This is a genomic window from Bradyrhizobium dasycarpum (assembly GCF_042019905.1).
Lineage (GTDB): Bacteria > Pseudomonadota > Alphaproteobacteria > Rhizobiales > Xanthobacteraceae > Bradyrhizobium > Bradyrhizobium japonicum_B.
In genome coordinates this window covers 2840583-2864821 of the sequence record NZ_CP169574.1, presented here as the reverse complement: position 1 = coordinate 2864821, position 24239 = coordinate 2840583, and the positions used below count along the sequence as shown (strand labels likewise).

Genomic DNA, 24239 nt, shown 5'->3' with positions numbered 1-24239 from the left:
GTGATGGCGCCTTGGTACGCGGTATCGGGGGCTTCGAAAATTTCGATCGATATCTTAAGGGGGGCGCCTTACGTAGAATCCCGTAGGTCAGGCGACGGGACGGTCCTGGATGGCGTGGCGGATGCACTTGACCAGGTTTTCCTCGAGGAAGCGGCTTCAAAACCACCTCCTTGATGCCCGCCGTCGCCGCCCGGGCCGAGATGTTCTCGTCGGGATAGCCGGTGATCAGGATTACAGGCGCATCGCGGTCGGATTTGCGCAAGCGGCCGGCCAGGTCGATGCCGTTGATGTCGGGCATCTTGTAGTCGATGACGTAGCAGTCCGGTCCGGCCGCGCTGCCGAGGTTGAGCAGCGCCGTGCCGCTCCTGAAGGTCCGCACGGCAAAGCCGTCGGTCTCCAGCAGGAACCGCAGGGATCCCAGGACGGCGGCGTCATCGTCGACCACGAAGACGGTGGGTCGGGCCGGGGATGACGGCCGCGCAGGGGGTGAGCTGACCTCGATCATGTTGTCTGGTTAGCACCGCGCCGGGAAGGTGCCTTGACCTGCCTCAATCGTTGAGCATGCCGGCGCGCATCGCCAACCGGACCAGTTCCGAGAGGCTGTTGGCCTGCATCTTGGTCATGACATTGGCCCGGTAGACCTCGATAGTGCGCGGGCTGATGTCGTATTCGCGGGCGATCAGCTTGTTGGAGAGGCCCGCAATCAGCCCTTCCATGACCTGGCGCTCCCTGGGACTCAAGGACGCGACGCGGGCGGCGATGTCCTGCGCGACGACCTCGTTCTTGGCGGCGGGCTCGGCCTGGCGGATCGCCGACTCGATCATGGCGGTGAGGCGGTCGTCGTCGAACGGTTTTTCCAGGAAGTCGACCGCCCCGAGCTTCATCGCCTCGACCGCGAGCGGCACGTCGCCATGACCGGTCATGATCAGGATCGGGAACGGGCTCTGCTGCGCCTTCATCCGCTTGAGCAGCTCGATCCCGTCGAGGCCGGGCATGCGCACGTCGGAGACGACGCAGCCGAAGCCGAGGCCGGGCAGGGCCTCGAGAAAAGCGAGTGCGTCGTCGAACAGCGTGACGTCGAAGCCGGCGGAATCCAGCAGGAAATTCAACGAATCGCGCATCGCGGCGTCGTCGTCGATGACATAGACACGTCCCTTGGTCGTCATGGTCAGCTTTCGTCCGTTGCCGGTAAGGTGAAGCGGAATGTCGCTCCGCCCGCTGCGTTGCTCTCGGCCCACATGCGGCCGCCGTGGGCCTCGATGATCGAGCGGCTGATGGAGAGTCCGACACCCATGCCGGTGTCCTTGGTGGTGAAGAAGGTCTGGAAGAGATTGGGGAGAACGTCGTCCCGGAAGCCGGCGCCGGTGTCGGAGACCTCCACCTCGATCATGTCGTCGGCGACGCGGGTGTTGGCAACGACGAGCTCGCGGCGCGGCGACTGCGCCATGGCCTCCAGCGCGTTGCGGAACAGATTGACCAGCACCTGCTGGATCTGCACCCGGTCGGCGAGCACGAGATCGGCGTCGGGATTGAGGCTGAAGCGGAGCTGCACGTTCTGCTCGCGCGCGCCGGCAAGCCCGAGCGCGCCGGCCTCCTCGATCAGCTTGGACAGGCTTTCCACCCGCTTCTCTGACTCGCCGCGGGAGACGAAGTCGCGCAGGCGCCGGATGATCTGGCCGGCGCGCAGGGCCTGCTCGGCCGCGCGATCCAGCGCGTTTTCGACCTTCGGCGTGTTGGGATCGCTGCTGCCGGCGAGCAGGCGCCGCGACCCCTTCATGTAATTGCTGATCGCCGCCAGCGGCTGGTTGAGCTCGTGGGCGAGCGCCGAGGCCATTTCACCCATCGCGGTCAGCCGCGAGACGTGGACCAGCTCGGATTGCAGTTCCTGGAGCCGGGCCTGGGTCTGCTGGTGCTCGGTGAGGTCGCGGACGAAGCCGGTGAAATAGGGCTCGCCGGCGCGCTGCGTCTGCCCGACGGACAGGTGCATCGGGAAAGTCGTGCCGTCGCGGCGCTTGCCCGTCACGATGCGGCCGATGCCGATAATGTGCGGATCATTCGTCCTGAGATAGCGTACGAGATAGCTGTCGTGACGCGACTGATCGGGCTCCGGCATCAGGATGCTGACGTTCCGGCCGATGGCTTCCTGCCGGGTGTAGCCGAACAGCCGCTCCGCGGCGCTACTGAACAGCTGCATGATGCCGCGGGAATCGATGACGATCATGGCGTCCGGCACGGTCTCGAGAATCGAGCGAAGATGATTCTCCTGGGAGCGCAGGGCGTCCTCGAGATGCTTTTCCTCGTTGATATCGAGGAAGATTCCGCTGAGGTGACGTGGCGTTCCTGAATCGTCCCGGATCACGCCGGCCCTGGCCCGTATCCATTGACCGGTCCCGGAGGCGCCGCCCAACCTGAAGGACAGGTCAAGTCCTCCGCCGCCTTCCGAGGCGCGCCCGATCGCCTTCAGAAGGTGGTCCCGATCGCCGGGTTCCAGCAAAGACAGAAAGAGCTCGTAGCTGACGGACTGGTCCCGCTCGAGGCCAAACAGCCGCCTGGCCATGTCCGACCATTCGAGGTCGTGCGTCTTTAGATCAAGGTCCCAGGTGCCCACCCCGAATTCCTCGATGCGAACCGGGAAATGCTCGCCCCGACCATCGTCTGCCGGTTGGGTCTCGCGGGTCGGCGCCAAACTCTGCTCCTCGTCTCGGCGCGGTCGGCAGGATGCCGTTACCGCTGGCGCAATTTCGCCCAAGGCGCGCTCCGAGGCAAGCGCGGACGTTGAATTCACTGGCGGATTCCATTGGGGAGGACAAGGGAGCCGGAAGCGCTCATTTTGATCTATCTCATCCTGCTGCACGGCAGCGGGCTTAGGCTTCAACAAAACCCGGTGATATGGAGATAGTCGATGACATACGCGACGGTGATGGTCAGCCTGGCGCTCGATCAGTCCAACGAGGCGCGTCTTCAGGTGGCCGGTGAGCTCGCCGAACGATTCGAGGCGGCCATCGTCGGGGTCGCCGCGGCACAGTTCGCGCCGCCGCTCTATTTCACCGACGGCGCCGAGGCCCAAGCGCTGATCGACGAGGGCGAGGCTTCGGTCAAGCGGCGGCTCGCCGGCCTCGAGGCGCAATTCCGGGTGGCGACCAAGAATCGCGGCGGACATGCCGAGTGGCGCAGCGCGATGGACTTTCCGGCGCGATTCGTTCTGACGCAGGCGCGCTGCGCCGACATCATCGTCAGCGGCGGGCAGAGCCCGGCCTTCTCCGACGCGTTCGCGCTCGCAAGTCCCAAGGACCTGGTGATGCAGGCCGGCCGCCCGCTTCTCGTCGTCCCCGATCGGGTCACGTGGCTCGACCTGCGCAGCGTGCTGGTGGCGTGGAAGGATACGCCGGAGGCGCGGCGGGCAGTGGCCGACGCGCTGCCGATGCTGCGCAAGGCGAGGGACGTCACCATCGCGACAATTCCCGAGCGGGACGACGACCGTTCGGTCGTGATGGCCGGCGTCACCGACGTTGCCGCCTGGCTCGCCCGTCATGGCGTCACGGCGACGGCGCGCCTGTGCGAAGGCACCCGGAACGGAAACGCCTCGGCGCAACTGGAAAAAGTCGCAGGGGACGTCGATGCCAGCCTGATCGTCGCGGGCGCCTATGGTCATTCGAGGTTTCGTGAACTGATCCTGGGAGGCGTCACCCAGTATCTGGTCACGCAGACCGCCCGCTGCGTGCTGCTGTCGCACTGACGGCCGGCCGGAATCGAATCGAGGAGGACGCGCCGTGTACAGATTTCTTGAACAGACAGTCGACGGTTACATGACGCGCAACGTCAAGACGGTGCAGCGCGACCGTGACTTGTTCGAGCTCAGCGAGATGTTCGAGACCGACGATTTCAACTCCTATCCGGTCGAGGACGACGGGCAGGTGGTCGGCATCGTCACCAAGTTCGATATCCTGAAGTGCTTCGCCTTCACGCCGAGCCAGATGATGCCGCGCTATGACGACCTGATGAGCCGCAGGGTCGGCGACGTCATGACGCCGGAGTTCATCTATGTCAGCCCCGATACGCGGCTGACGCGCGTGCTCCAGATCATGGTCGAGCACCGCATCCGGAGCATCATCGTGCTCAACAGCGCGCAGAAGCTGGTTGGGATCATCGCCCGCGAGGACGTCATCGCGGCACTCAAGGCGACGACGCGCGACTGACGCGCCATCCTGATCGAGAATCTCATCGTCGCCTCCGTGATTGTACGGAGGCTGCTCCCGTTTGCGCGTCACGCCGGACCAGCTCCCGCGGAAAGACGGTCGATGCGGCGCCAGCCCGCATCCAGGTGAGTTTCCTGCATGGTCTCTGCCTTCACGAAGAGAGAAGGCAATTCGATCGCCTACGGCGGAAATACAGGGAACCAGCAAGATCTTCGGCGGCTGCGGAGAACTTAAGTGCCGCCCTTGATTTCAATCAATTCCCGGTGAGGACGAATGTGGTTTCTGGCGGTGTGTTCTTTCAGAGAGAATCCGCATGAGCCAGCCCTCCATTTCCAAATCCATGACCATCGGTGAAAGCGGCTTGGCTGTCGTGTTCGCAGTCACCGCCTTCCTGTGCGTGATCGCTTCGGCCAAGGCGCTCGACGCGCCCTTCGCCTTCCATGCCGCGCTCAGCGCGGCGGCGAGCCTCGCGGCGCTGTTCGTCATCGTCAACCGCTACCTCGATCGCCCGGCGGCGCTGCCGCCGGCGGAGATCAACGGACGCCCCAACTACAATATGGGCCCGATCAAGTTCTCGGCGTTCATGGCGATGTTCTGGGGTATCGCCGGCTTCCTGGTCGGCCTCATCATCGCCTCGCAGCTGGCCTGGCCCGCGCTGAACTTCGATCTGCCCTGGACCAGCTTCGGCCGCCTGCGGCCGCTGCACACCTCCGCCGTGATCTTCGCCTTCGGCGGCAACGTGCTGATCGCGACCTCCTTCTACGTGGTGCAGAAATCCTGCCACGTGCGCCTCGCCGGCGACCTCGCGCCGTGGTTCGTCGTCCTGGGCTACAATTTCTTCATTCTGATCGCCGGCACCGGCTATCTGCTCGGTGTCACTCAGTCGAAGGAATATGCCGAGCCGGAATGGTATGCCGATTTGTGGCTGACCATCGTCTGGGTCGTCTATCTGCTGGTCTTCCTTGTCACGATCATCAAGCGCAAGGAGCCGCACATCTTCGTCGCGAACTGGTTCTATCTCGCCTTCATCGTGACGATCGCGGTGCTGCATCTCGGCAACAACCCGGCGCTTCCCGTCTCGGTGTTCGGCTCGAAGTCCTACGTTGCCTGGGGTGGCATCCAGGACGCCATGTTCCAGTGGTGGTACGGCCACAACGCGGTCGGCTTCTTCCTGACCGCCGGCTTCCTCGCCATCATGTACTACTTCATCCCCAAGCGCGCCGAACGGCCGATCTATTCCTACCGGCTGTCGATCATCCACTTCTGGGCGCTGATCTTCCTCTACATCTGGGCAGGTCCCCACCATCTGCACTACACGGCGCTGCCCGACTGGACGCAGACGCTGGGCATGACCTTCTCGATCATGCTGTGGATGCCCTCCTGGGGCGGCATGATCAACGGCCTGATGACGCTGTCGGGCGCCTGGGACAAGCTGCGCACCGACCCCGTGCTGCGCATGCTCGTGGTCTCCGTCGCCTTCTACGGCATGTCGACCTTCGAAGGCCCGATGATGTCGATCAAGGTGGTCAACTCGCTCAGCCACTACACCGACTGGACCATCGGCCACGTGCATTCCGGCGCGCTCGGCTGGGTCGGCTTCGTCTCCTTCGGCGCGCTCTACTGCCTGGTGCCGTGGGCCTGGAATCGCAAGGGCCTGTACAGCCTGAAGCTCGTCAACTGGCACTTCTGGGTCGCGACCCTCGGCATCGTCCTCTACATCTCGGCGATGTGGGTGTCCGGCATCCTGCAGGGCCTGATGTGGCGCGCCTACACCTCGCTCGGCTTCCTCGAATATTCGTTCATCGAGACCGTCGAGGCGATGCATCCTTCTACATCATCCGCGCGGCAGGCGGCGGCCTGTTCCTGATCGGCGCGCTGATCATGGCCTACAATCTCTGGATGACCGTTCGCGTCGGCGAGCAGGAAGTCCAGATGCCCGTCGCTCTCCAGCCGGCGGAATGAGGAGCTAAAGCAATGTCGTTCTGGACACGCCACCAAGTTTTCGAAAAGAACTCGATCATCCTGGTCGTCGGCATCCTGCTGGTGGTCGCGATCGGCGGGCTCGTCGAGATCACCCCGCTGTTCTATCTCAAGAGCACGATCGAGAAGGTCGACGGAGTCAGGCCCTACACGCCGCTGGAGCTGGCGGGCCGCAACGTCTACGTCCGCGAGGGCTGCTATCTCTGCCACTCGCAGATGGTCCGTCCGCTGCGTGACGAGGTCGAGCGCTACGGCCACTTCTCGCTCGCGGCCGAGAGCATGTACGACCACCCGTTCCAGTGGGGCTCCAAGCGCACCGGTCCGGACCTTGCCCGCGTCGGCGCCAAGTATTCCGACGACTGGCACGTGACCCATCTGACCAACCCGCGCGCGATCGTGCCGCAGTCGGTGATGCCCGGCTATCCGTTCCTCGGCAAGGCCGAGGTGGACCCGGATGCGATCGCCGGCGACATGCGCACGCTCAGGACGGTCGGCGTACCCTACAGCGACGAGCAGATCGCCAATGCGGCTGCCGATTTGAAGGCTCAGGCGGACCCGGACAATACCGGCGCCGACGCCTTCACCAAGCGCTACGCCAAGGCCGTCGTACGCAATTTCGACGGCAAGACCGGCTCGCCGACTGAGATGGACGCGCTCGTCGCGTACCTGCAGATGCTCGGCACGCTGGTCGACTTCAAGATCTACAACGAGAAAGCCAATCTTCGCTGAGAAGGCATGAACGATGAAAGCCATCCTTACAGTCCACAATCTTGCGTCAGATCTCGTGACGACGATCTGGACACCGGTGTTCGTCGCGATCTTTCTCGCGATCATCGCCTACGCATTCTGGCCCCGTAACAAGGCTGTGTTCGACAAGGCAGCGCACCTGCCCTTGCGGGAGGAGTAGAGAACCATGACTGATCATTCTAGCGACATCGATTCCGTCTCCGGCAAGTCCACGACCGGCCACGAATGGGACGGCATCAAGGAGCTCAACACGCCGCTGCCGCGCTGGTGGGTGATCACCTTCTACCTCACCATCCTCTGGTCGATCGGCTACTGGATCGTCTATCCAGCCTGGCCGCTGATCCAAAGCAATACCACCGGCATGTTCGGCTACTCCTCGCGCGCCGACGTCGCGGTCGAGCTCGCGAACCTCGAGAAGATCCGCGGTGACAAGATGGCGGCGCTGGGCACTGCCTCGCTCGCCGACATCGAGAAGGACCCGGCCTTGCTGGCGCTCGCCCGCGCCAAGGGCAAGACCGTGTTCGGCGACAATTGCGCGCCGTGCCACGGCTCCGGCGGTGCCGGCGCCAAGGGTTATCCGAACCTGAACGACGATGATTGGCTGTGGGGCGGCTCGCTCGACCAGATCATGCAGACCATCCAGTTCGGCGCGCGGTCCGGTCATGCCAAGGCGCATGAAGGCCAGATGCTCGCCTTCGGCAAGGATGGCGTGCTGAAGCCGGACGAGATCGTCACGGTCGCCAATTACGTGCGCTCGCTGTCGGGCCTGTCGACCCGAAACGGATATGACGCCGCCAAGGGCCAGAAGATCTTCGCGGAAAACTGCGTCGCCTGCCACGGCGACAACGGCAAGGGCAACCTGGAGGTGGGCGCCCCGAACCTGACCGACAAGATCTCGCTTTACGGCACCGACGAAGCGAGCCTGATCGAGACCATCAGCCAGGGTCGTGCCGGCGTGATGCCGGCCTGGGAAGGGCGGCTCGATCCCGCCACCATCAAGGCGATGGCGGTCTACGTCCACTCGCTCGGCGGCGGAAAATAGCGGATCCGCGGCATCAAGGCTCAAACGGGGGTGAACAAAAGTGCCCCCGTTTGAGCTGGATCAACTGACGCGGCGGTGTCGGGTCTAGGTTTAATCGCACCTCTTTCAGAAGTCCGAGCGATGAACAAGACCGTCAATCCGAACGAGCTCAAGCCTGTGGACGACGTCGGGCCGCTCTATGCGCCCCGCCAGAAGGTCTACCCCCAGAGCGTCTCCGGCACGTTCCGCCGGATCAAGTGGGGCCTGATGGCGATTTGCCTCGGCATCTACTATTTCCTGCCGTTCGTGCGCTGGAACCGCGGCCTCGGCGCCCCCAGCCAGGCGGTGCTGATCGATCTGCCCAACAGCCGCTTCTACTTCTTCTTCATCGAGCTGTGGCCCCAGGAGGTCTACTACTTCACCGGCCTGTTGATCGTGGCCGCGGTGGCGCTGTTCCTGATGAACTCGGTCGGCGGCCGCATCTGGTGCGGCTATCTCTGTCCGCAGACGGTGTGGACCGATCTGTTCTACGCGGTCGAACGCCTGATCGAGGGCGACCGGCGCGAGCGGATGAAGAAGGCCAAATCGTCCGATCCCTTGAAGCTGGAGCGTGTCTCCGAGATCGTGCTCAAGCATTCGATCTGGCTGATGATCGCCTGGTGGACCGGCGGCGCCTGGGTGCTCTACTTCAACGACGCGCCGACGCTGGTGAAGGAGCTCGTCACCTTCCAGGGGCCGATGCTCGCCTATATCTGGATCGGCATCCTCACCGCAACGACCTATATCCTCGCCGGCTACATGCGCGAGCAGGTCTGCACCTATATGTGCCCGTGGCCGCGCATCCAGGCCGCGCTCACCGACGAATGGGCGCTCAACGTCACCTATCGCTATGACCGCGGCGAGAAGCGCACCTCTGTCAAGAAGGCCGCCGAGCTGCGCGCGCTCGGCCAACAGGTCGGCGATTGCGTCGATTGCTACCAATGCGTCGCGGTCTGTCCGACCGGCATCGACATCCGCAACGGACCGCAGATGGAATGCATCCAGTGCGGCCTCTGCATCGATGCCTGCGACAACGTGATGGCCAAGATCGGCCGGCCGAAGCGGCTGATCGGCTACGACAACGACATCAACATCCATCGCCGCCAGGAAGGGAAGGCGCCGGTCTACCGGATCGTCCGGGCCCGCACCATCGTCTACAGCGCGATCATCGCGGCGGTCGGCGGCTTCATGGTCTATACGCTGGCGACCCGCAGCCTGCTCGACGTCAACGTGCTGCACGACCGCAATCCGGTCGCGGTCAAGCTCAGCGACGGCTCGATCCGCAACGCCTACACGGTGCGGCTGCTCAACAAGAGCGGCTACGATCGCGCCATCGCCATCGACGTGGAGGGGCCGATCAATCCCACGATGCATGTCGTCGGAGTCGATTCGGTGACGCCGGATCGGCCGATCATCGTGATCCCGCGCGACTCCACCAGCGAGCTGCGGCTGCTCGTCACCGCGCCCGCCGAGAACAATCCGGAGAAGTCGATTCCGGTCCGCTTCCACGTCATGGATATCGGATTGGGCGTGGCCGCGAGCGCCACCGACAATTTCGTTGCGCCGTAAGTCGAGGAGACCATCATGTCATCCAAGCCGCTGACCGGAACCAAGGTGTTCCTGATGCTGGTCGCTTTCTTCGCCCTCGTGATCGGCGTCAACGCCACCATGATGAAGCTGGCGATCGCGACGCTGCCAGGAACCGAAGTCGACAGCGCCTATGCCGCAGGCCTGACCTACGACCGCGAGATTTCGGCGGCGCAGGACCAGGCGCTGCGCAAATGGAAGGTCAACGCCCATATCGAGCGCCGCAACGACGGCGGCGCCTTGGTGCAGGTCGAGGCGCGCGACGCCGGCGGCAAGCCGATCTCGGGGCTGAAATTCGGCGGACGCCTGGAGCGGCCGACCGACAAGCGCGCCGATCTCGCCGTCGAGCTCACCGAATCCGGAATCGGCCTCTATCGCGGCGATGCCGCATCCGTTGCGCCGGGCCAATGGGACCTGGTGATCGAGGGCGAGGCGCGGGGGTCGCGCGTGTTCCTGTCGCGCAACCGCGTGATCCTGAACTGAAGGATTTTGTCATGCACGTCACGCGGGATTTCTCGCACTACGTCCGGGCCGCGGGCGAGGGCGTCCAGCACATCGACCTCGCGGTCGAAGGCGTTCATTGCGCCGGCTGCATGGCCAAGATCGAGCGCGGCTTGTCCGCCATCCCCGATGTCACGCTGGCGCGTGTCAACCTGACCGACCGCCGCGTCGCGCTGGAATGGAAGGCGGGCACGCTCGACCCTAGCCGCTTCATCGATAGGCTCGAGGAGCTCGGCTATAAGGCCTATCCGTTCGAGACCGAGAGCGCGGAGGCGGCGGAGGTCGCCGAATCGCGTCTTCTGCTGCGCTGCCTCGGCGTTGCCGCCTTCGCCACCATGAACGTGATGATGCTGTCGATCCCGGTGTGGTCGGGCAACGTCTCGGACATGCTGCCCGAGCAGCGCGACTTCTTCCACTGGCTCTCGGCGCTGATCGCATTGCCGGCGGCGGCCTATGCCGGCCAGCCGTTCTTCCGCTCCGCCTGGCGCGCGCTGTCGGCGAAGACGACCAACATGGACGTGCCGATCTCGATCGGCGTGATCCTCGCGCTTGGCATGTCCGTGGTCGAGACCATCCACCACGCCGAGCACGCTTACTTCGACGCGGCGATCATGCTGCTGACCTTCCTCCTGGTCGGCCGCTTCCTCGACCAGAACATGCGGCGGCGCACCCGCGCGGTCGCCGGCAATCTCGCCGCGCTCAAGGCGGAGACGGCCGCCAAGTTCGTCGGCCCCGACGAGATCTCGCAGGTTCCGGTGGCGGCCATCAATCCCGGCGACATCGTGCTGCTGAGGCCCGGCGAGCGCTGTGCGGTCGACGGCACCGTGATCGAGGGGCGTTCTGAGATCGACCAGAGCCTGATCACCGGCGAGACGCTCTATGTCACGGCCGAGCAGGGCACGCCGGTCTATGCGGGATCGATGAACATCTCCGGCACGCTGCGGGTGCGGGTCTCGGCCGCCTCCGAGGCGACGCTGCTGGCCGAGATCACGCGGCTACTCGACAACGCGCTGCAGGCCCGTTCGCGCTACATGCGGCTCGCCGACCGCGCCTCGCGGCTGTACGCACCCGTAGTGCATGCGACCGCGCTTCTGACCATCCTCGGCTGGGTCATAGCCGGTGCGTCCTGGCATGATGCGATCGTAACCGGCGTTGCGGTGCTGATCATCACCTGTCCCTGCGCGCTGGGGCTGGCCATTCCGACCGTGCAGACCATCGCCTCCGGCGCGATGTTCAAGTCCGGCGTGCTGCTGAATTCCGGCGACGCAATCGAGCGGCTGGCCGAGGCCGATCACGTCATCTTCGACAAGACCGGCACGCTGACGCTGCCCGATCTCGAAGTGATGAATGCCGCCGACATCCCCGCCGACATCTTCGAACTCGCCGGCCGGCTCGCCCTGTCGAGCCATCATCCGGTCGCCGCCGCCGTCGCCCAGGCCGCCGGCGCCAAATCGCCTGTCGTCGGTGCGGTCGAAGAGGCCGGGCAGGGCGTCCGCGCAACCGTGGACGGCGTCGAGCTTCGCCTCGGTCGCCCCTCTTTCTGCGGTGCCGAAGCGCTGGTCGGCAGCGTCGATCCCGAAGCCTCCATCGTCGCATTCAGCAAAGGCAGCGAGAGATTCCTCCTCTCGGTCCGCCAGGGCCTGCGTCCGGATGCGAAGGTGGTGATCGCGGCGCTCAAGGCGCGCAACATCGGCATCGAGATTCTCTCCGGTGATCGCGAAGCGGCCGTGAAGGCGGCGGCCAACGCGCTCGACATTCCCGAATGGCGAGCCGGCGTCACGCCGGCGGACAAGATCGCGCGGATCGAGGAACTGAAGCAGCGGGGCGCCAAGGTGCTGATGGTCGGCGACGGCATGAACGACGCGCCTTCGCTGGCGGCGGCCCATGTCTCGATGTCGCCGATCTCGGCCGCGCATCTGAGCCAGGCCACCGCCGATCTCGTCTTCCTCGGCCGGCCGCTGGCGCCGGTGGTTGCCGCCATCGACGCCTCGCGCAAGGCGCTGCATTTGATGCGGCAGAACCTCTGGCTCGCGATCGGCTACAACGTCCTCGCCGTGCCGGTCGCCATCAGCGGCGTCGTGACGCCCCTGATCGCGGCGGCTGCCATGAGCGGATCGTCGATCCTGGTCATGCTCAATTCGCTTCGCGCGCGTAGCGCCTCGCGGGAGATCGTGTGATGGAGATCCTGGTCATCCTGGTCCCGCTGGCGCTGATGCTCGGCGGTGCCGGTCTCGTCGCCTTCCTGTGGTCGCTGAAGAGTGGCCAGTACGATGATCTCGACGGTGCCGCCTGGCGCGCCATCGCCGACGAGGAACCGGCGCCGGAAGCTCCAACCAAGCGCTAGCGCTTCAAGGCGAAGGTGAGCAGGGCCGCGGCCGCAAGGGCCGTGCCGACGCCGAGCACGCAGGCTGGCCATCCGAAAGCGTCGAACAGGCGCCCGAGCACGGCCGTACCGACCAGCCCGCCGCCAAAATAGCATGCAAGATAGGTCCCGCTGGCAATGCCGCGGTTGTCAGCAGCCGCCTGTCCGACGAAGGCGGTGGTGGCGGCCTGTGCGAAGAACGTGCCGACGCCGACCAGAACCATGCCGGTGAGGACTTCGCTCAGATGTGGCCTCAGCATCAACGGCAGGCCGAGCCCGGCGATGGCGAGCGCGACCCAGATCGTCGGACGCGTTCCGAGCTTTGATGCCACCCTGCCGGCCAGAAGCGTCGTGACGACCGACGGCAGGAAGACGAAATAGACGACGCCGAGGTCCATCATGCCGAGCGACAGCGGGGGCCGGACCAGCACGAAATTGACGAAGGTGAAGGTGCCGATGAAGGCGAACAGGATGCAGAAGCCGATGCCGTAGGCGGCCCGGAGCGACGGATTGCGCCAGTGCGCGATCGCGGCGATCAGCGGCGATGTCGCAGGCATGGTCGCATGCATCGGCGGTACACGCTTGATCGTGAAGAAGACCAGGATTGCTCCGGCCAGATTGAGTGCGGCGAAGACGTAGAAATTCCAGGCAAGGCCAAGGCCGTCGGCGAGCGCTACCGAGAAGAGGCGGCCAACGAGGTTGCTGGCGACGTTTCCGGTGATGTAGGCGGCAAAAGCGCCACCGGCATCAATCGTGCTGCATTGCTCGCCGAGATAAGCGAGCGTCAAGGCAAAGGCAGAGGCCATGCACAGGCCCTGCGCGACCCGCAAGACCGTGAAGACGGCAAGGTTCGGCGCGCTCGCCAGCAGGCTCGTCGGGATGGCGAGGAGCGTAAGGCTGATAAGGATGCCGGTCCGCCTGTTGATGCGCGGGCTGAAGAGGCCGATCACCAGACCTGCGACGGCCATGCCGAAGGTGCTGGCATTGACGGCGAAGCCCATCGCCGCGGGCGAGACGCCGTAATGGCGCGTCAGCACCGGCAGGATCGCCTGCGTCGCGAACAGGTCGACGACCGTCAGGAAGGCGGTCAGCCCGATCACGACCGAGCGAAGCACGAGACCGGACAAATGCGCGTCCATCGCCAACGCGGACGGCTTGATCGGCGTGGAGAGGTCGGTCATGGCGTTGCGCTCCGCAGATCTGTCATCCGGGCTGGTGCGAACGGGATCGCAAAGCGGCCCGGAGCACCAGACCCGGAATCTCGAGACTCTCAGGTGCGCAATTGCGCTCCATAGTTCGCTTCGCGCCCCGGAATGACCCGTTACCAAAGGCCGTTACATATGATGGTCGTTGGGATCCTTGCGGACGTCGCCGACGTAGAGAACGACGGTCTCCTTGCCGAGGTTCTTCCACCAATGCGAGGTGCCGTGGACCTCTGGACGGATGTCGCCGGCCTTGTGCACGATCGGCTCGGCGCAGTTGGAGGCGTATTCGACGATCTCGCCCTGCTGCACGAAGATCAGCGCAGGACGGTCGTCATGGCTGTGCCACGGCACGATGCCGCCGGGCGCGATGGTCAGCTTGCGGAAGCGCAGCTCGCGGCCCTCGATACGGGCGGGCTGCTTGCCGAGGTCGATGGCGCCCAGCGTCACGTCGGTGACGCCGACCGGCTTGTAGTCGACCATCTTTTGCGCGTTCGGCTTGACCTTATCGGCCGGGCATTCGCCCGCGACGGCAGGCTGCGACGCGAATGTCAGCGCACCGACGACGGCGAGGCCGGACCAGACCAGGCGCGACAATGTGGGATGCTTGGACATGGGAAGTCTCCTGTGTTGGCCGCAACCTCGCTGGTCGCCGGCTATGACGGGAGCTTGGTCGAGATCGCGTCGATCCTGAAATGCCGGCTTGCTCTCGATGCGATAGCGATGCGCTATGTTGATGCGCGGCGGCTATCGATCCGATTGGGCAACGGCATTTCCGCTTTCGTACCATTCGGCGTCCGATGACAGGGCGCCCGATTGGCGTCCGGTATCGCGGCCGCCCCTTGCGGCCAGCCGAACCGGGAAACTAATATTCACCGAATGCAATGCCGGAGCAGACGATGACATCTCTCTCGCCAGCCGATGCCGAGCAGCTCAGGCTTGCCTTCCAGCGCTGCCGCGACATGGACGGCACGCTGAACGAGCAGCTCCGCGCCTATGCCGATGCCAGCCGTGCGGTCTTTCCGGCCTATGGCGAGGCAGTCGATCGCCTGGTCGCGAGATTGGGCGGGAACGGCGGCGGCGAGACCGCGCCGCGTCCCGGCGATGCGATGCCGCCGTTCATGCTGCCGGACGAGGGCGGGCGTCTGGTCGCGCTGCCTGCGCTGCTGGAGCGCGGTCCGCTTGCCGTGATGTTCTTCCGCGGCCATTGGTGTCCCTATTGCCGGCTCAATGTTCGCGCCGTGGTCCAGGCGCTCGATCAGATCGAGGCCATGGGAGCGCAGGTCGTCGCAATCATGCCGGAGACGCAGGAATACACTGGACAACTCAAGGCCGAATCCGGCGCGCCGTTTCCGATCCTGACCGATCTCGACAACGGCTATGCGCTCTCGCTCAATCTCGCGATCTGGCTCGGCGCCGAGATCCAGCATCTGCTGTCGTATCAGGACATGGCGAAATTCCACGGCAATGACGGCTGGATGCTGCCGATCCCGGCCGTGTTCGTGGTCGGCCGCGACGGAATGGTCAAAGCGCGCTTCGTCGATCCCGATTTCCGCAAGCGCATGGAGATCGATGATCTGCTCGCGGCGCTGGAGAGCGCGAGCCGGGAGAACTGAGCTTTTCTTCCCTTGCGGGAGAAGGCGGCGCGGAGCGCCGGATGAGGGTATCTAGTCCCATACAGGGATGTCCGCCGAGATATACCCCTCACCCAAGTGAGTCCGGATCTGCCAGCGTCGCTCCCCTCTCCCACAAGGGGCGAGGGCACAGCAATTCGCATCTCGCTAGAGCGCGGATGCTCGCCCAGCTAGCCAGCAATCGCCCGCCAGTCGGCGCCGCGCAGCATGCGCATCACGGCGTTGGCGACCGCCGTGCGCTGGCGGCCGGCCACGCCGTAGAGGCTGACGGTGCGGCGGGCGTCCAGTCCGGCGACGGTGGCGCGGGTCAGCGTTTCCGGCAAAGGCGAGGTGTGCGGTACCATGGCGACGCCGATGTCGGCTTCGACCAGCTCGATCAGGTCGCGCTCGCTCGAAATCTCGTGGCCATGCTCGATGCCGTGCTCGCGCAGGCTCGCGGAGATGCGGCGCGAATGCTCGCAGAAGGTCCGGCTCAGCAATTGCTCCGAGCGCAAATCGTCCAGCTCGATGCTGCTGCGGCCGGCCAGCCGATGTCCGTCGCCAACGACGAGCTCGAAGCTCTCGGTGAACAGCGGCCAGGCGTCGAGCCGATCCCAGGCCTCGTCGATCTCGGCGGCGATGCCGAGCTCGGCTTCTCCCTTCTTGAGGAAATCGGCGACCTCACGGCTCGTCCCGCGCAGGAAGCGCAATTCGAGCCGGTTGAACTGCCGCCTGATCTCGTTGAGATGCGGGATCAGCAATGCCAGGTCGATCGAATGCGTCAGCGCGATGCGCAGCGCGCCGACTTCACCGCTCCTGAACGAGGAGGCGAGCGAGCGCGCGCCGACCGCAGCATCATAGCACTGCTTCAGGAGCGGATGCATGCGCTGGCCGAGCTCGGTCAGTTGCGCCGCCGGTCGCTCGCGGCGAAACAGGTCGCCGCCGAGCTCGGCCTCGAGCTGTTTGATCGCGCGCGTCAGCGAAGGCTGCGTGACGTTGCACTCCTCCGCCGCGCGCGTGAAATTGAGCAGTCGCGCCACCGCGAGGAAATAGCGGACCTGGTGCATTTCCATGGATCGGCTCCCAGCAAGATCGGCTGGAAATCTAGCCGATCGGAGCTGGAAATGACATCCCGCCCGCGATAGCGCGGACGTATGGAGTCGGAAGCCAGCCGGTATTTCCGTTCGGGCCGCCGATCCTCCAGGGTTTTGCGAAGGCTTGAAGTTCAGTCATCGCCAACGGAGACCCTGCCATGAACATACCGCTGAAGCCGCAGACATCGCAGCCTGCCCGCGCGCTGGCCGGCAAGGTCGCGCTCGTCACGGGCTCGACCAGCGGCATCGGTCTCGGCATCGCACGTGCCCTAGCGGCGGCCGGCGCCGATGTCGTCCTGAACGGCCTCGGCGTCGCCAGCGAGATCGGCCGGACGCGCGAGCAGATCGCCGCCGAGTTCGGCGTCAGGGCGAGCTACTCGCCGGCCGACATGACCAGGCCGAAAGCGATCGCCGAGATGATCGCGGCGACCATCGCCGAGTCCGGCCGGCTCGACATCCTCGTCAACAACGCCGGCATCCAGCATGTCGCGCCGCTCGAGCAATTTCCTGTCGAGAAATGGGACCAGATCCTCGCAATCAACCTGACCTCGGCCTTCCACACGACGCGGCTCGCGCTGCCGGCGATGCGCCGGAACGGGTTTGGCCGGATCATCAACGTCGCCTCCGCGCACGGCCTGGTCGGCTCGCCGTTCAAGGCGGCCTATGTCGCCGCCAAGCACGGCATCGTCGGTCTGACGAAGGTGACGGCGCTGGAGACGGCGGAGGAGGGCATCACCTGCAACGCCGTGTGCCCGGGCTACGTCTATACGCCGCTGGTCGAAGCGCAGATCGACGGGCAGGCCAAGGCGCACGGCATCTCCCGCGATCAGGTCATCCGCGATGTGCTGCTGGCACAGCAGCCGAACAAGCGCTTCGCCACGGTGGAAGAGCTCGGCGCACTGACGGTGTTCCTGTCGACGGACGCGGCGGCTTCGATCACCGGCATTGCGCTTCCGGTCGACGGCGGCTGGACCGCGCATTGAGATGGGCCGGCGCAGCAAGCCGCAGCGGCATGTGAATATTCGATCGGTGCAAGCCCACCAGGAGCAGGATATGAATGGCATGCAGGACAACACGCAGAGCAAGGGCGCGGATCTGCCCGGCCAGGTCGTGCTCGTGCTCCAGGGCGGCGGCGCGCTCGGGTCCTACCAGGCCGGCGTGTATCAGGCGCTGCATGAGGCCGGCATCGAGCCGGACTGGATCATCGGCACCTCGATCGGCGCCATCAATGCCAGCCTGATCGCGGGCAATGCGCCCGGCCAGCGGCTGGCGCATCTGAAGGAATTCTGGAGGCGGATGGAGCAGAATCCGGTCTGGAATCTGCGCACCGCGTTTCCCGGCTTCAACGAGAAGCTCACCTATTGGTCGACCGTCACCAACGGCATTCCAGGATTCTTTCGCCCCAATCCGCTGGCGCATGCCGGTGATTCCTATCCGCTGGGAGCGGATCACGCCGGCTTCTATTCGACCGCACCGTTGGAGAGGACGCTACTCGAGCTGGTCGATTTCAGCCTGGTCAACAGCTGCTCGCCGCGGCTGACGGTCGGCGCAGCCCATGTCCGCAGCAGCCAGATGCGCTATTTCGACAGCCGCGACGGCGAGCTGACCGTGAAGCACGTGATGGCCTCCGGCGCGCTGCCGCCGGCGTTTCCGGCGGTGCGTATCGACGGCGAGCTCTATTGGGACGGCGGCATTCTGTCCAACACGCCGACCGAAGCCGTGTTCGACGACAATCCGCGCAGGAATTCGCTGATCTTCGCCGTGCATCTGTGGAATCCGATCGGCGCGGAGCCGACGACGATGGCGGAAGTGCTGAACCGGCACAAGGACGTGCAATATTCGAGCCGTATCGCGAGCCAGATTGCCCGCCAGCAGCAGGCCCACCGCCTGCGCCACGTGATCAATCAGCTCGCCGTGCGCCTCTCCGAGAACGAGCGCCGCGACCCCGCAGTGCGGGAGTTGATCAGCTACGGCTGTCCGACCCGGATGCATGTCGTGCGGCTGCTGGCGCCGCAGCTCGATCGTGAGACCCATACCAAGGACATCGACTTCAGCCCCTCCGGCATCATGCGGCGCTGGGACGCCGGCTATGCGCATACGCGGTCCGTGCTCGAACGAAAGCCGTGGATCGGCGAATTCGATCCGCTCGCCGGCGTGGTGCTGCACGAGCATATGGACGTGCTGCCGATCGCGGCGGAGTAGGACGGCTCTTGCATCATCGAATTGCCACAGGCCTTGCGGATCGTCGGTCACCTCGCAGCCGAAGGCCGTGCAGATGGTGTCCGCGAACGATCTCGAGGCAACGCTCGATCAGGTCCGCGCCAACGCAGCGGGAGCGGTGGCCGGCGTGTTCGGCCCTGACACGCTGACCTGGCGGATCGATCGCGAGGCCGTCATCTTTCTTGGCGCCGGCCGCGCGCTGCTGCTGCAATTGGCCCATCCCTGGGTTGCCGCGGCCATCGCCGAGCATTCCAAAACGTTTTCCGATCCGATCGGGCGCTTCCATCGCACCTTCGGCATCGTCTTTGCCATGGTGTTCGGCTCGCTCGAGCGGGCGCTGCTGTCGTCGCGCCAGCTGCACCGGCGTCACAGCATGATCGTCGGAGAGATGCCCGAGACGGTCGGCCCGTTCGCGGCAGGCTCGCGCTACTGCGCCAACGACATCGCAGCGCTGCGCTGGGTTCATGCGACGCTGGTAGAGACGGCGCTGATGGCGCACGACCTGGTCCTGCCACCGCTCTCGGCGGAAGAGCGCGAGCGCTACTGGGCCGAGAGCCAGATGTTCGGTGCGCTGTTCGGGCTGACGGGAAATGACCTGCCTGCCGACTGGTCCGGCTTCGCGGCCTACACCGCGGCGATGGTGGAATCGGACACGCTGACGGTTAGCGCGGCGGCACGTGAGACCGCGGCGCAGATCTTCACTGGCGTGCGCCCGTGGTTGCGGCCACCGCGCTGGTATCGCGCGCTCACGGCAAGGATGCTGCCGGAGCGCTTGCGTGCGGGCTTTGGCTTCGAGCTCCATGCGCGCGAGATCCGATCAGCCGACAATGCGCTGACATGGATAAGGCGCGTCTATCCGAAATTGCCCGACAGGCTGCGCTATGTCGGTCCCTACCAGGAAGCGCAGGCGCGGCTGCGGGGCGAGCCGCGGCCCGACTGGATGACGCGCTGTCTCAACCGCGCGTGGATCGGACGGCCGCAGATGGATGCGCGCGGCAAGGGGTGAGCCGATCTCTCGTGTCCCGGACCAGCCACAACGCGCAAAGCGCGTTGCGGCGTAGAGCCGGGACCCAGAGGGCCACGAACTGCGACGCGATGGCCCCGGCTCGGCAGCGCACCGTCGAAGAGGACGCTGCGCTGCGTCCGGGGCACGAGAGGGGAGCGAGGCGCTCGCAATGACGGAACGAGTGGGAGTGCCGTCGCGCCTCACACCGACGCCAGCTTCCGGTACAGCGCGCTGTAGCTGCCGGCCGAGATGCTCCAGGAGAACGATCGTCCCATGGCGCTGCGGCGCATGGTGTCGAGCTGGTCCTGCGCCATGAAGGCCGAGAAGGCCCGGCGGACGCCGCCGAGGAAGGAATCGCGCGAGGGTTTCGCGAACAGGAATCCGGTCTCGCCATCGGTGATGGTCTCGGCAAGGCCGCCGGTCTGGTGTCCGATCGGCAGCGAGCCGAAGCGCTGGGCGTACATCTGGCTGAGGCCGCACGGCTCGAAGCGCGACGGCATCAGGGTGAAATCGCTGCCTGCAAAGATGCGGCGCGCCTGGGCGTCGTTGAAGCCGATCACGACGCCGATGGCGTCGGGGCGGCGTCGATGCGCGTCGATCAAGGCCTGCTCGAGGCGCCGGCTCGCCAGAGCCGGTGACCACGATCTGGCCGCCGGCATCGACGATCTCGTCGGCCGCCGACAGCACGAGGTCGATACCCTTCTGGTGCACGAGGCGCGCGACGATGCCGAACATCGGGCCGCGCGAGACCGCTAAGCCAAACTGCTTGCGGACGTAATCCGCATTGGCCCTCTTGCCGGCCCAGTCGCCGGCGCCGAACTGCTGGGCCAGCTGGGCGCAGGAGCGCGGATCCCAGCTCTCGTCGATGCCGTTGAGGATCCCGGTGAGCTCGGCGGCGTCCGAGCGCAGGCGGAGCAGGCCCTCCAGACCGCAGCCGAACTCGGCCGTGGTGATCTCGCGCGCATAGGTGCCGCTGACGGTAGTGAGGTGCGAGGCGTAGACGAGGCCGGCCTTGAGGAAGGAGAGCTGGTCGTAGAACTCGATGCCGTCGATGTGGAACGAGCTCTCCGGTGCGCCGATCCGCCGTAGCGCGTCCTTCGGGAAGAGGCCCTGATAGGCGAGGTTGTGAATGGTCAGGATCGACGGCAGCCTGGCGCCCTGCCAGGCGAGATAGGCCGGCACCAGCGAGGCCTGCCAGTCATTGGCATGGATCAGGTCTGCTGCCCAATTCTTGTCCAGCTTGCCCATGGCCAGCTCAGCGGCGGCGGAAGCAAAGCGCGCGAAGCGGATATCGTTGTCAGGCCAGTCGCGCCCGGACTCGTCGCCATAGGGATTGCCGGGCCGGTCGTAGAGTTGCGAGCAGAGCAGTACGTAGACCGGCAACCCGTCCTTGGTCGCGGCCCGGCCGAGCGAGCATGCCGGCATTTCCGCGAACGCCGGGCAGCGGCCAACGATCTGAATATGCGTGAGTTGTTCGATGATGTCGCGATAGCCGGGCAGCATGACCCGGATATCGGCAAAGGAGCGAAGGGCGCGGGGGAGAGCTGCGGACACGGCGCCAAGGCCGCCGACGCGGACGAAGTCGTCCATCTCAGTCGTGACGAACAAGACCCTCAAGAACAGCTGCCCTCTTCCGATCCCGTTTGCTGCTATGCAAGAACGGGTCCAGTTGCCCACGAAATCTCAAAGCCCGCCCACGCGGCACGTCCGTTCGGTAAAGACTTTCCTACTCAGCCGCCGCCCTCTAGGGTCGCCGCATCAACAAGAGAGAACATTGAAGGTTCCAAGGGGCTCCGGGGATGCAGCTAGCAGATAAGCATGAGGGGACGACGACAAAGGCCTTCGCCGGCCTCCGGGTCCTGGATTTTTCGACCACCATCGCCGGTCCTCACTGCGCGCGCATGCTTGCCGACATGGGCGCCGAGGTCATCAAGATCGAGACCGAGGGCGGCGAGACGATGCGGACCCGGCCGCCGCTGCGCAAGGGCTGCAGCACCACGTTCGGCCAGCTCAATGTCGGCAAGAAGAGCGTGGTGCTCGACCTCAAATCGGAGGACGGCAAGGAGGCGGTCCGCCGGCTGGCCGCGACGTCGGACATCCTGGTCGAGAATTTTCGTCCGGGCGTGATGCACCGGCTGCGGCTCGACTACGACAGGCTGCGCGCCGTCAATCCGAGGCTGATCTATTGCTCGATCTCCGGCTACGGCCAGAGCGGCCCTTCGGCCGAGCTGCCGGCCTATGCGCCGGTAATCCATGCCGCCTCCGGCTACGACATGGCGCATCTGGCCTATCAGCCCGGCCGCAACCGTCCCGATTATTGCGGCATCTATCATGCCGACGTCGTCACCGGCACCTATGGCTTCGGCGCGATCGCGTCCGCGCTCTATCAGCGGACCGTGAGCGGGCTTGGCCAGCATATCGACGTGTCCATGCTGGAATCGATGCTGTCGCTGACGCTGACCGAGCTGCAGAGCGCGCAATTCGCGGTGAAGCCGCCGCCGCGCCCGATGTTCGGACCGACCGAGACGGCAAACGGCTACGTCATGATCACAGTCGCCAGCGAGAAGACGTTCCAGGGATTGATGGGCGTGATCGGCCGCGGCGAATGGATCACCGACCCGCGCTTCTCGACCTATGCCCCGCGTCGCGACAATTGGGCCGAGGTGATGGACGGGGTCGAAGCCTGGTCGCGGCAGCTCACGACCGATGCGTGTCTCGCCGCGCTCGGCGCGGCCGGCGTGCCGGCTTCGGCCTATCGCACCGTGGCCGAGGCGCTGGCCGATCCGCAGCTCGCGCACCGGCAGGCGCTCACCTCCGTGCAGGACGAGGGCGGCTCCTTCAAAGTGCTCAACCTGCCGTTCCGGATGTCGGGCGCCGACACCGCGCCCGCCAGGACGATGGCCGGGCTCGGCGAGCATACCGATGCGCTGCGCGAGGAGATCGGCCTCGCCGATGATGCGCCAATTCCGACAGGCAAAACGGCCGTGACACGCTGAGCAACATTGCGCCGCACTGCGGCGTGTGATCTCGCGCGCGTTCCTCTTGCGGTGGCGCGCTTTTGCCGCCACTCTCGCCTCCAGTCATTCAGCGATCCGAAACATCGGACGAGGGATCCCGGGAGGAACCATGACGAAGTTTGCTGCTGCGGCGCGCAAGCACGCGCCGATATTCCTTGTTGCGGCATTTGCCCTCCTTCCACTGACTAGTCCTGCGCAGGCGCAGAAGTCCGGCGGCAGCATCACCGTCGGCCAGGAGCTGGAGATTGCCGGCTTCGATCCGCTCAAGGTCGGCGTCTACGACACTTCGACCTTCACCGCTGCCGCCGCCATCTTCGACACGCTCACCACACTGGACGAGAAGGGACAGGCCGCGCCGAAGCTCGCGGTATCCTGGACTCATTCCGACGACTACATGACGTGGACCTTCAAGCTGCGCGAGGGCGTGAAATTCCACGACGGCACCCCGTTCAATGCGCAGGCCTTCAAGGAAAATTTCGACCGGCAGAAGGATCCCGCCAACAAGTGCCGCTGCGCCTTCTACATCACCAACATCAAGGAAGTGCTGGCGCCGGACGAATACACCCTCGTCTACAAGCTCACCGACCCTTCCGTGAATCTGCCGGCGGTGATCACGATCCAGAGCCAGAACAACGCGGTGCATTCGCCGACGGCCTGGAAGACCAAGGGCGACGACTACAATCGCAATCCCGTCGGCACCGGCCCCTACATCCTGAAGTCATGGACCGCCGGCGACCGCATGGTGCTGGAGAAGAATCCAAACTACTGGGACAAGGGCCGGCCCTATCTCGACCGCATCATCCTGAAGCCGCTGCCCGACGCACAGTCGCGCTTCGCCTCGCTGCAATCGGGCGAGGCCGACATCATCTGGGACGACGAGAACGACGCCGACAACATCATGAAGGCGCAGAAGGACCCCAAGCTCACCGTGCACACCTACAAGGGCTCGGGCGCGGCAGTCTACGCCTTCAACACCAAGGTCGCGCCGTTCGACGATGTCCGCGTCCGCCAGGCGCTGGTGATGGCGATCGACCGCCCGAAAATGTCACAGGCGATCACCAACGGTCTGAGCCGGCCCGCGAGCAATCCTTACGGCGACGGCTCCTGGGTGAAATGCAAGGACGACGGCGCGCTGCCGTTCGACGTCGAGAAGGCCAAGGCCCTGATCAAGGATTACGGCAAGCCGGTCGAGTTCAAGATGCTGGTGACCGCGACGCCGCGCGGCCGCATGGTCGGGCAGGTGCTCCAGCAGTTCTGGAAGCGTGTCGGCGCCAACATGGAGATCGAGCAGGTCGACCAAGCCACCATTCCCTCGCGCGCCTTCACCCGCCAGTTCCAGATGACGCCGTGGCGCATCGTCGATCTCGCCGATCCCGATCCGCAGATGTACGCGAATTTCCGCAGCGGCAGCCCGCTGGCGCTCGCCGGATACTCAAACCCCGAGCTCGACAAGCTGCTGGACCACGCGCGCGTTACGGCCGACCTCGGTCAGCGCAGCGAGGATTACTGCGCCATCAGCCGCCTGATCAACAAAGAGGCGATCTGGTTCTGGACCTTCCAGAACACCTATTACGCGCTGTCGAGCGCCAAGCTGAAGGGCTTCCCGAAAATGTACAATGGCGTGATCGACGTCTCGAGGACCTGGCTGGAATGA

The 24239-nt window shown here is 65.2% G+C and carries 21 protein-coding genes and 3 pseudogenes; 17 read left to right on the top strand and 7 right to left on the bottom strand.

Annotated features, from left to right (window positions below; genetic code table 11):
* Positions 1-87 precede the first annotated feature (87 nt).
* From ACETMP_RS13945 to fixL, 3 genes and pseudogenes are all read right to left on the bottom strand, one after another.
* Positions 88-505, bottom strand: a pseudogene (locus ACETMP_RS13945) (response regulator transcription factor).
* A gap of 43 nt (positions 506-548) precedes the next feature.
* Entirely contained in the window at positions 549-1166 is a 618-nt protein-coding gene (fixJ, locus tag ACETMP_RS13940; RefSeq protein WP_028135108.1) for a response regulator FixJ, read from the bottom strand.
* Positions 1167-1168: 2 nt separating this feature from the next.
* Positions 1169-2686, bottom strand: a complete 1518-nt coding sequence (fixL, locus tag ACETMP_RS13935) for a sensor protein FixL (RefSeq protein WP_375161374.1) — start codon at positions 2684-2686, stop codon at positions 1169-1171.
* A gap of 216 nt (positions 2687-2902) precedes the next feature.
* Here fixL and ACETMP_RS13930 point away from each other — a divergent pair, with 216 nt between their 5' ends.
* From ACETMP_RS13930 to ccoS, 10 genes and pseudogenes are all read left to right on the top strand, one after another.
* Positions 2903-3736, top strand: coding sequence for a universal stress protein (locus tag ACETMP_RS13930; RefSeq protein ID WP_375161373.1), 834 nt, complete (start codon positions 2903-2905; stop codon positions 3734-3736).
* Between the two features lie 34 nt (positions 3737-3770).
* On the top strand, positions 3771-4196 hold the full coding sequence (locus ACETMP_RS13925; protein WP_375161372.1) for an HPP family protein: 426 nt from the start codon (positions 3771-3773) through the stop codon (positions 4194-4196).
* Positions 4197-4509: 313 nt separating this feature from the next.
* Positions 4510-6158, top strand: a pseudogene (ccoN, locus tag ACETMP_RS13920) (cytochrome-c oxidase, cbb3-type subunit I).
* Positions 6159-6170: 12 nt separating this feature from the next.
* Positions 6171-6905 carry a cytochrome-c oxidase, cbb3-type subunit II gene (gene ccoO, locus ACETMP_RS13915; protein ID WP_375161371.1) on the top strand — a complete coding sequence of 245 codons (735 nt, stop codon included), beginning with the start codon at positions 6171-6173 and terminating at the stop codon, positions 6903-6905.
* Between the two features lie 13 nt (positions 6906-6918).
* Positions 6919-7083, top strand: a complete 165-nt coding sequence (locus ACETMP_RS13910) for a cbb3-type cytochrome c oxidase subunit 3 (protein ID WP_028135114.1) — start codon at positions 6919-6921, stop codon at positions 7081-7083.
* Positions 7084-7089: 6 nt separating this feature from the next.
* Entirely contained in the window at positions 7090-7965 is an 876-nt protein-coding gene (gene ccoP, locus ACETMP_RS13905) for a cytochrome-c oxidase, cbb3-type subunit III (protein ID WP_375161370.1), read from the top strand.
* Between the two features lie 120 nt (positions 7966-8085).
* Positions 8086-9552, top strand: coding sequence for a cytochrome c oxidase accessory protein CcoG (ccoG, locus tag ACETMP_RS13900; protein WP_375161369.1), 1467 nt, complete (start codon positions 8086-8088; stop codon positions 9550-9552).
* A 15-nt stretch (positions 9553-9567) separates the two neighbouring features.
* On the top strand, positions 9568-10053 hold the full coding sequence (locus ACETMP_RS13895; RefSeq protein ID WP_375161368.1) for a FixH family protein: 486 nt from the start codon (positions 9568-9570) through the stop codon (positions 10051-10053).
* An 11-nt stretch (positions 10054-10064) separates the two neighbouring features.
* Complete coding sequence (locus ACETMP_RS13890; protein WP_375161367.1) at positions 10065-12248, top strand: cation-translocating P-type ATPase; 2184 nt, start codon at positions 10065-10067, stop codon at positions 12246-12248.
* A complete protein-coding gene (ccoS, locus tag ACETMP_RS13885) occupies positions 12248-12415 on the top strand; it encodes a cbb3-type cytochrome oxidase assembly protein CcoS (protein ID WP_028135119.1) in 168 nt (55 codons plus the stop codon). Before ACETMP_RS13890 ends, ccoS begins: the two co-directional genes overlap by 1 nt.
* Here ccoS and ACETMP_RS13880 read toward each other — a convergent pair.
* Both ACETMP_RS13880 and ACETMP_RS13875 read right to left on the bottom strand, forming a co-directional pair.
* Complete coding sequence (locus tag ACETMP_RS13880; RefSeq protein ID WP_375161366.1) at positions 12412-13614, bottom strand: MFS transporter; 1203 nt, start codon at positions 13612-13614, stop codon at positions 12412-12414. The genes ccoS and ACETMP_RS13880 overlap by 4 nt on opposite strands.
* A gap of 153 nt (positions 13615-13767) precedes the next feature.
* Positions 13768-14250, bottom strand: a complete 483-nt coding sequence (locus ACETMP_RS13875) for a cupin domain-containing protein (RefSeq protein ID WP_375161365.1) — start codon at positions 14248-14250, stop codon at positions 13768-13770.
* 12 nt (positions 14251-14262) lie between these two features.
* Between ACETMP_RS13875 and ACETMP_RS13870 the strand changes: the two genes are divergently transcribed.
* Complete coding sequence (locus ACETMP_RS13870) at positions 14263-14439, top strand: hypothetical protein (RefSeq protein WP_196236014.1); 177 nt, start codon at positions 14263-14265, stop codon at positions 14437-14439.
* Between the two features lie 95 nt (positions 14440-14534).
* Entirely contained in the window at positions 14535-15251 is a 717-nt protein-coding gene (locus ACETMP_RS13865) for a peroxiredoxin-like family protein (RefSeq protein WP_375161364.1), read from the top strand.
* Positions 15252-15439: 188 nt separating this feature from the next.
* On the opposite strand, the gene ACETMP_RS13860 is transcribed toward ACETMP_RS13865, so the two are convergent.
* Complete coding sequence (locus ACETMP_RS13860; RefSeq protein ID WP_375161363.1) at positions 15440-16321, bottom strand: LysR family transcriptional regulator; 882 nt, start codon at positions 16319-16321, stop codon at positions 15440-15442.
* Positions 16322-16500: 179 nt separating this feature from the next.
* On the opposite strand from ACETMP_RS13860, the gene ACETMP_RS13855 reads away from it, so the two are divergent.
* The 3 genes from ACETMP_RS13855 (at position 16501) to ACETMP_RS13845 (ending at position 19568) form a co-directional block, all read left to right on the top strand.
* Positions 16501-17325, top strand: a complete 825-nt coding sequence (locus ACETMP_RS13855) for a 3-hydroxybutyrate dehydrogenase (RefSeq protein WP_375161362.1) — start codon at positions 16501-16503, stop codon at positions 17323-17325.
* A 70-nt stretch (positions 17326-17395) separates the two neighbouring features.
* Complete coding sequence (locus tag ACETMP_RS13850; protein WP_375161361.1) at positions 17396-18544, top strand: patatin-like phospholipase family protein; 1149 nt, start codon at positions 17396-17398, stop codon at positions 18542-18544.
* A 73-nt stretch (positions 18545-18617) separates the two neighbouring features.
* Complete coding sequence (locus ACETMP_RS13845) at positions 18618-19568, top strand: oxygenase MpaB family protein (protein WP_375161360.1); 951 nt, start codon at positions 18618-18620, stop codon at positions 19566-19568.
* 200 nt (positions 19569-19768) lie between these two features.
* On the opposite strand, the pseudogene glgA reads toward ACETMP_RS13845, so the two are convergent.
* Positions 19769-21185: pseudogene (gene glgA, locus ACETMP_RS13840) on the bottom strand (glycogen synthase GlgA).
* A 182-nt stretch (positions 21186-21367) separates the two neighbouring features.
* Here glgA and ACETMP_RS13835 point away from each other — a divergent pair.
* Positions 21368-22564 (top strand): CaiB/BaiF CoA transferase family protein, encoded by a 1197-nt coding sequence (locus tag ACETMP_RS13835; protein ID WP_375161359.1) that lies wholly within the window; start codon positions 21368-21370, stop codon positions 22562-22564.
* A gap of 130 nt (positions 22565-22694) precedes the next feature.
* Entirely contained in the window at positions 22695-24239 is a 1545-nt protein-coding gene (locus ACETMP_RS13830; protein ID WP_375161358.1) for an ABC transporter substrate-binding protein, read from the top strand.

Bases quoted from the DNA above. Each gene is read 5' to 3' on its own strand.
- fixJ (WP_028135108.1), bottom strand. From the start codon at position 1,166: ATGACGACCAAGGGACGTGTCTATGTCATCGACGACGACGCCGCGATG.
- ACETMP_RS13930 (WP_375161373.1), top strand. From the start codon at position 2,903: ATGACATACGCGACGGTGATGGTCAGCCTGGCGCTCGATCAGTCCAAC.
- ccoO (WP_375161371.1), top strand. From the start codon at position 6,171: ATGTCGTTCTGGACACGCCACCAAGTTTTCGAAAAGAACTCGATCATC.
- ACETMP_RS13910 (WP_028135114.1), top strand. From the start codon at position 6,919: ATGAAAGCCATCCTTACAGTCCACAATCTTGCGTCAGATCTCGTGACG.
- ccoP (WP_375161370.1), top strand. From the start codon at position 7,090: ATGACTGATCATTCTAGCGACATCGATTCCGTCTCCGGCAAGTCCACG.
- ccoG (WP_375161369.1), top strand. From the start codon at position 8,086: ATGAACAAGACCGTCAATCCGAACGAGCTCAAGCCTGTGGACGACGTC.
- ACETMP_RS13895 (WP_375161368.1), top strand. From the start codon at position 9,568: ATGTCATCCAAGCCGCTGACCGGAACCAAGGTGTTCCTGATGCTGGTC.
- ACETMP_RS13890 (WP_375161367.1), top strand. From the start codon at position 10,065: ATGCACGTCACGCGGGATTTCTCGCACTACGTCCGGGCCGCGGGCGAG.
- ccoS (WP_028135119.1), top strand. From the start codon at position 12,248: ATGGAGATCCTGGTCATCCTGGTCCCGCTGGCGCTGATGCTCGGCGGT.
- ACETMP_RS13880 (WP_375161366.1), bottom strand. From the start codon at position 13,614: ATGACCGACCTCTCCACGCCGATCAAGCCGTCCGCGTTGGCGATGGAC.
- ACETMP_RS13875 (WP_375161365.1), bottom strand. From the start codon at position 14,250: ATGTCCAAGCATCCCACATTGTCGCGCCTGGTCTGGTCCGGCCTCGCC.
- ACETMP_RS13865 (WP_375161364.1), top strand. From the start codon at position 14,535: ATGACATCTCTCTCGCCAGCCGATGCCGAGCAGCTCAGGCTTGCCTTC.
- ACETMP_RS13860 (WP_375161363.1), bottom strand. From the start codon at position 16,321: ATGGAAATGCACCAGGTCCGCTATTTCCTCGCGGTGGCGCGACTGCTC.
- ACETMP_RS13855 (WP_375161362.1), top strand. From the start codon at position 16,501: ATGAACATACCGCTGAAGCCGCAGACATCGCAGCCTGCCCGCGCGCTG.
- ACETMP_RS13850 (WP_375161361.1), top strand. From the start codon at position 17,396: ATGAATGGCATGCAGGACAACACGCAGAGCAAGGGCGCGGATCTGCCC.
- ACETMP_RS13845 (WP_375161360.1), top strand. From the start codon at position 18,618: ATGGTGTCCGCGAACGATCTCGAGGCAACGCTCGATCAGGTCCGCGCC.
- ACETMP_RS13835 (WP_375161359.1), top strand. From the start codon at position 21,368: ATGCAGCTAGCAGATAAGCATGAGGGGACGACGACAAAGGCCTTCGCC.
- ACETMP_RS13830 (WP_375161358.1), top strand. From the start codon at position 22,695: ATGACGAAGTTTGCTGCTGCGGCGCGCAAGCACGCGCCGATATTCCTT.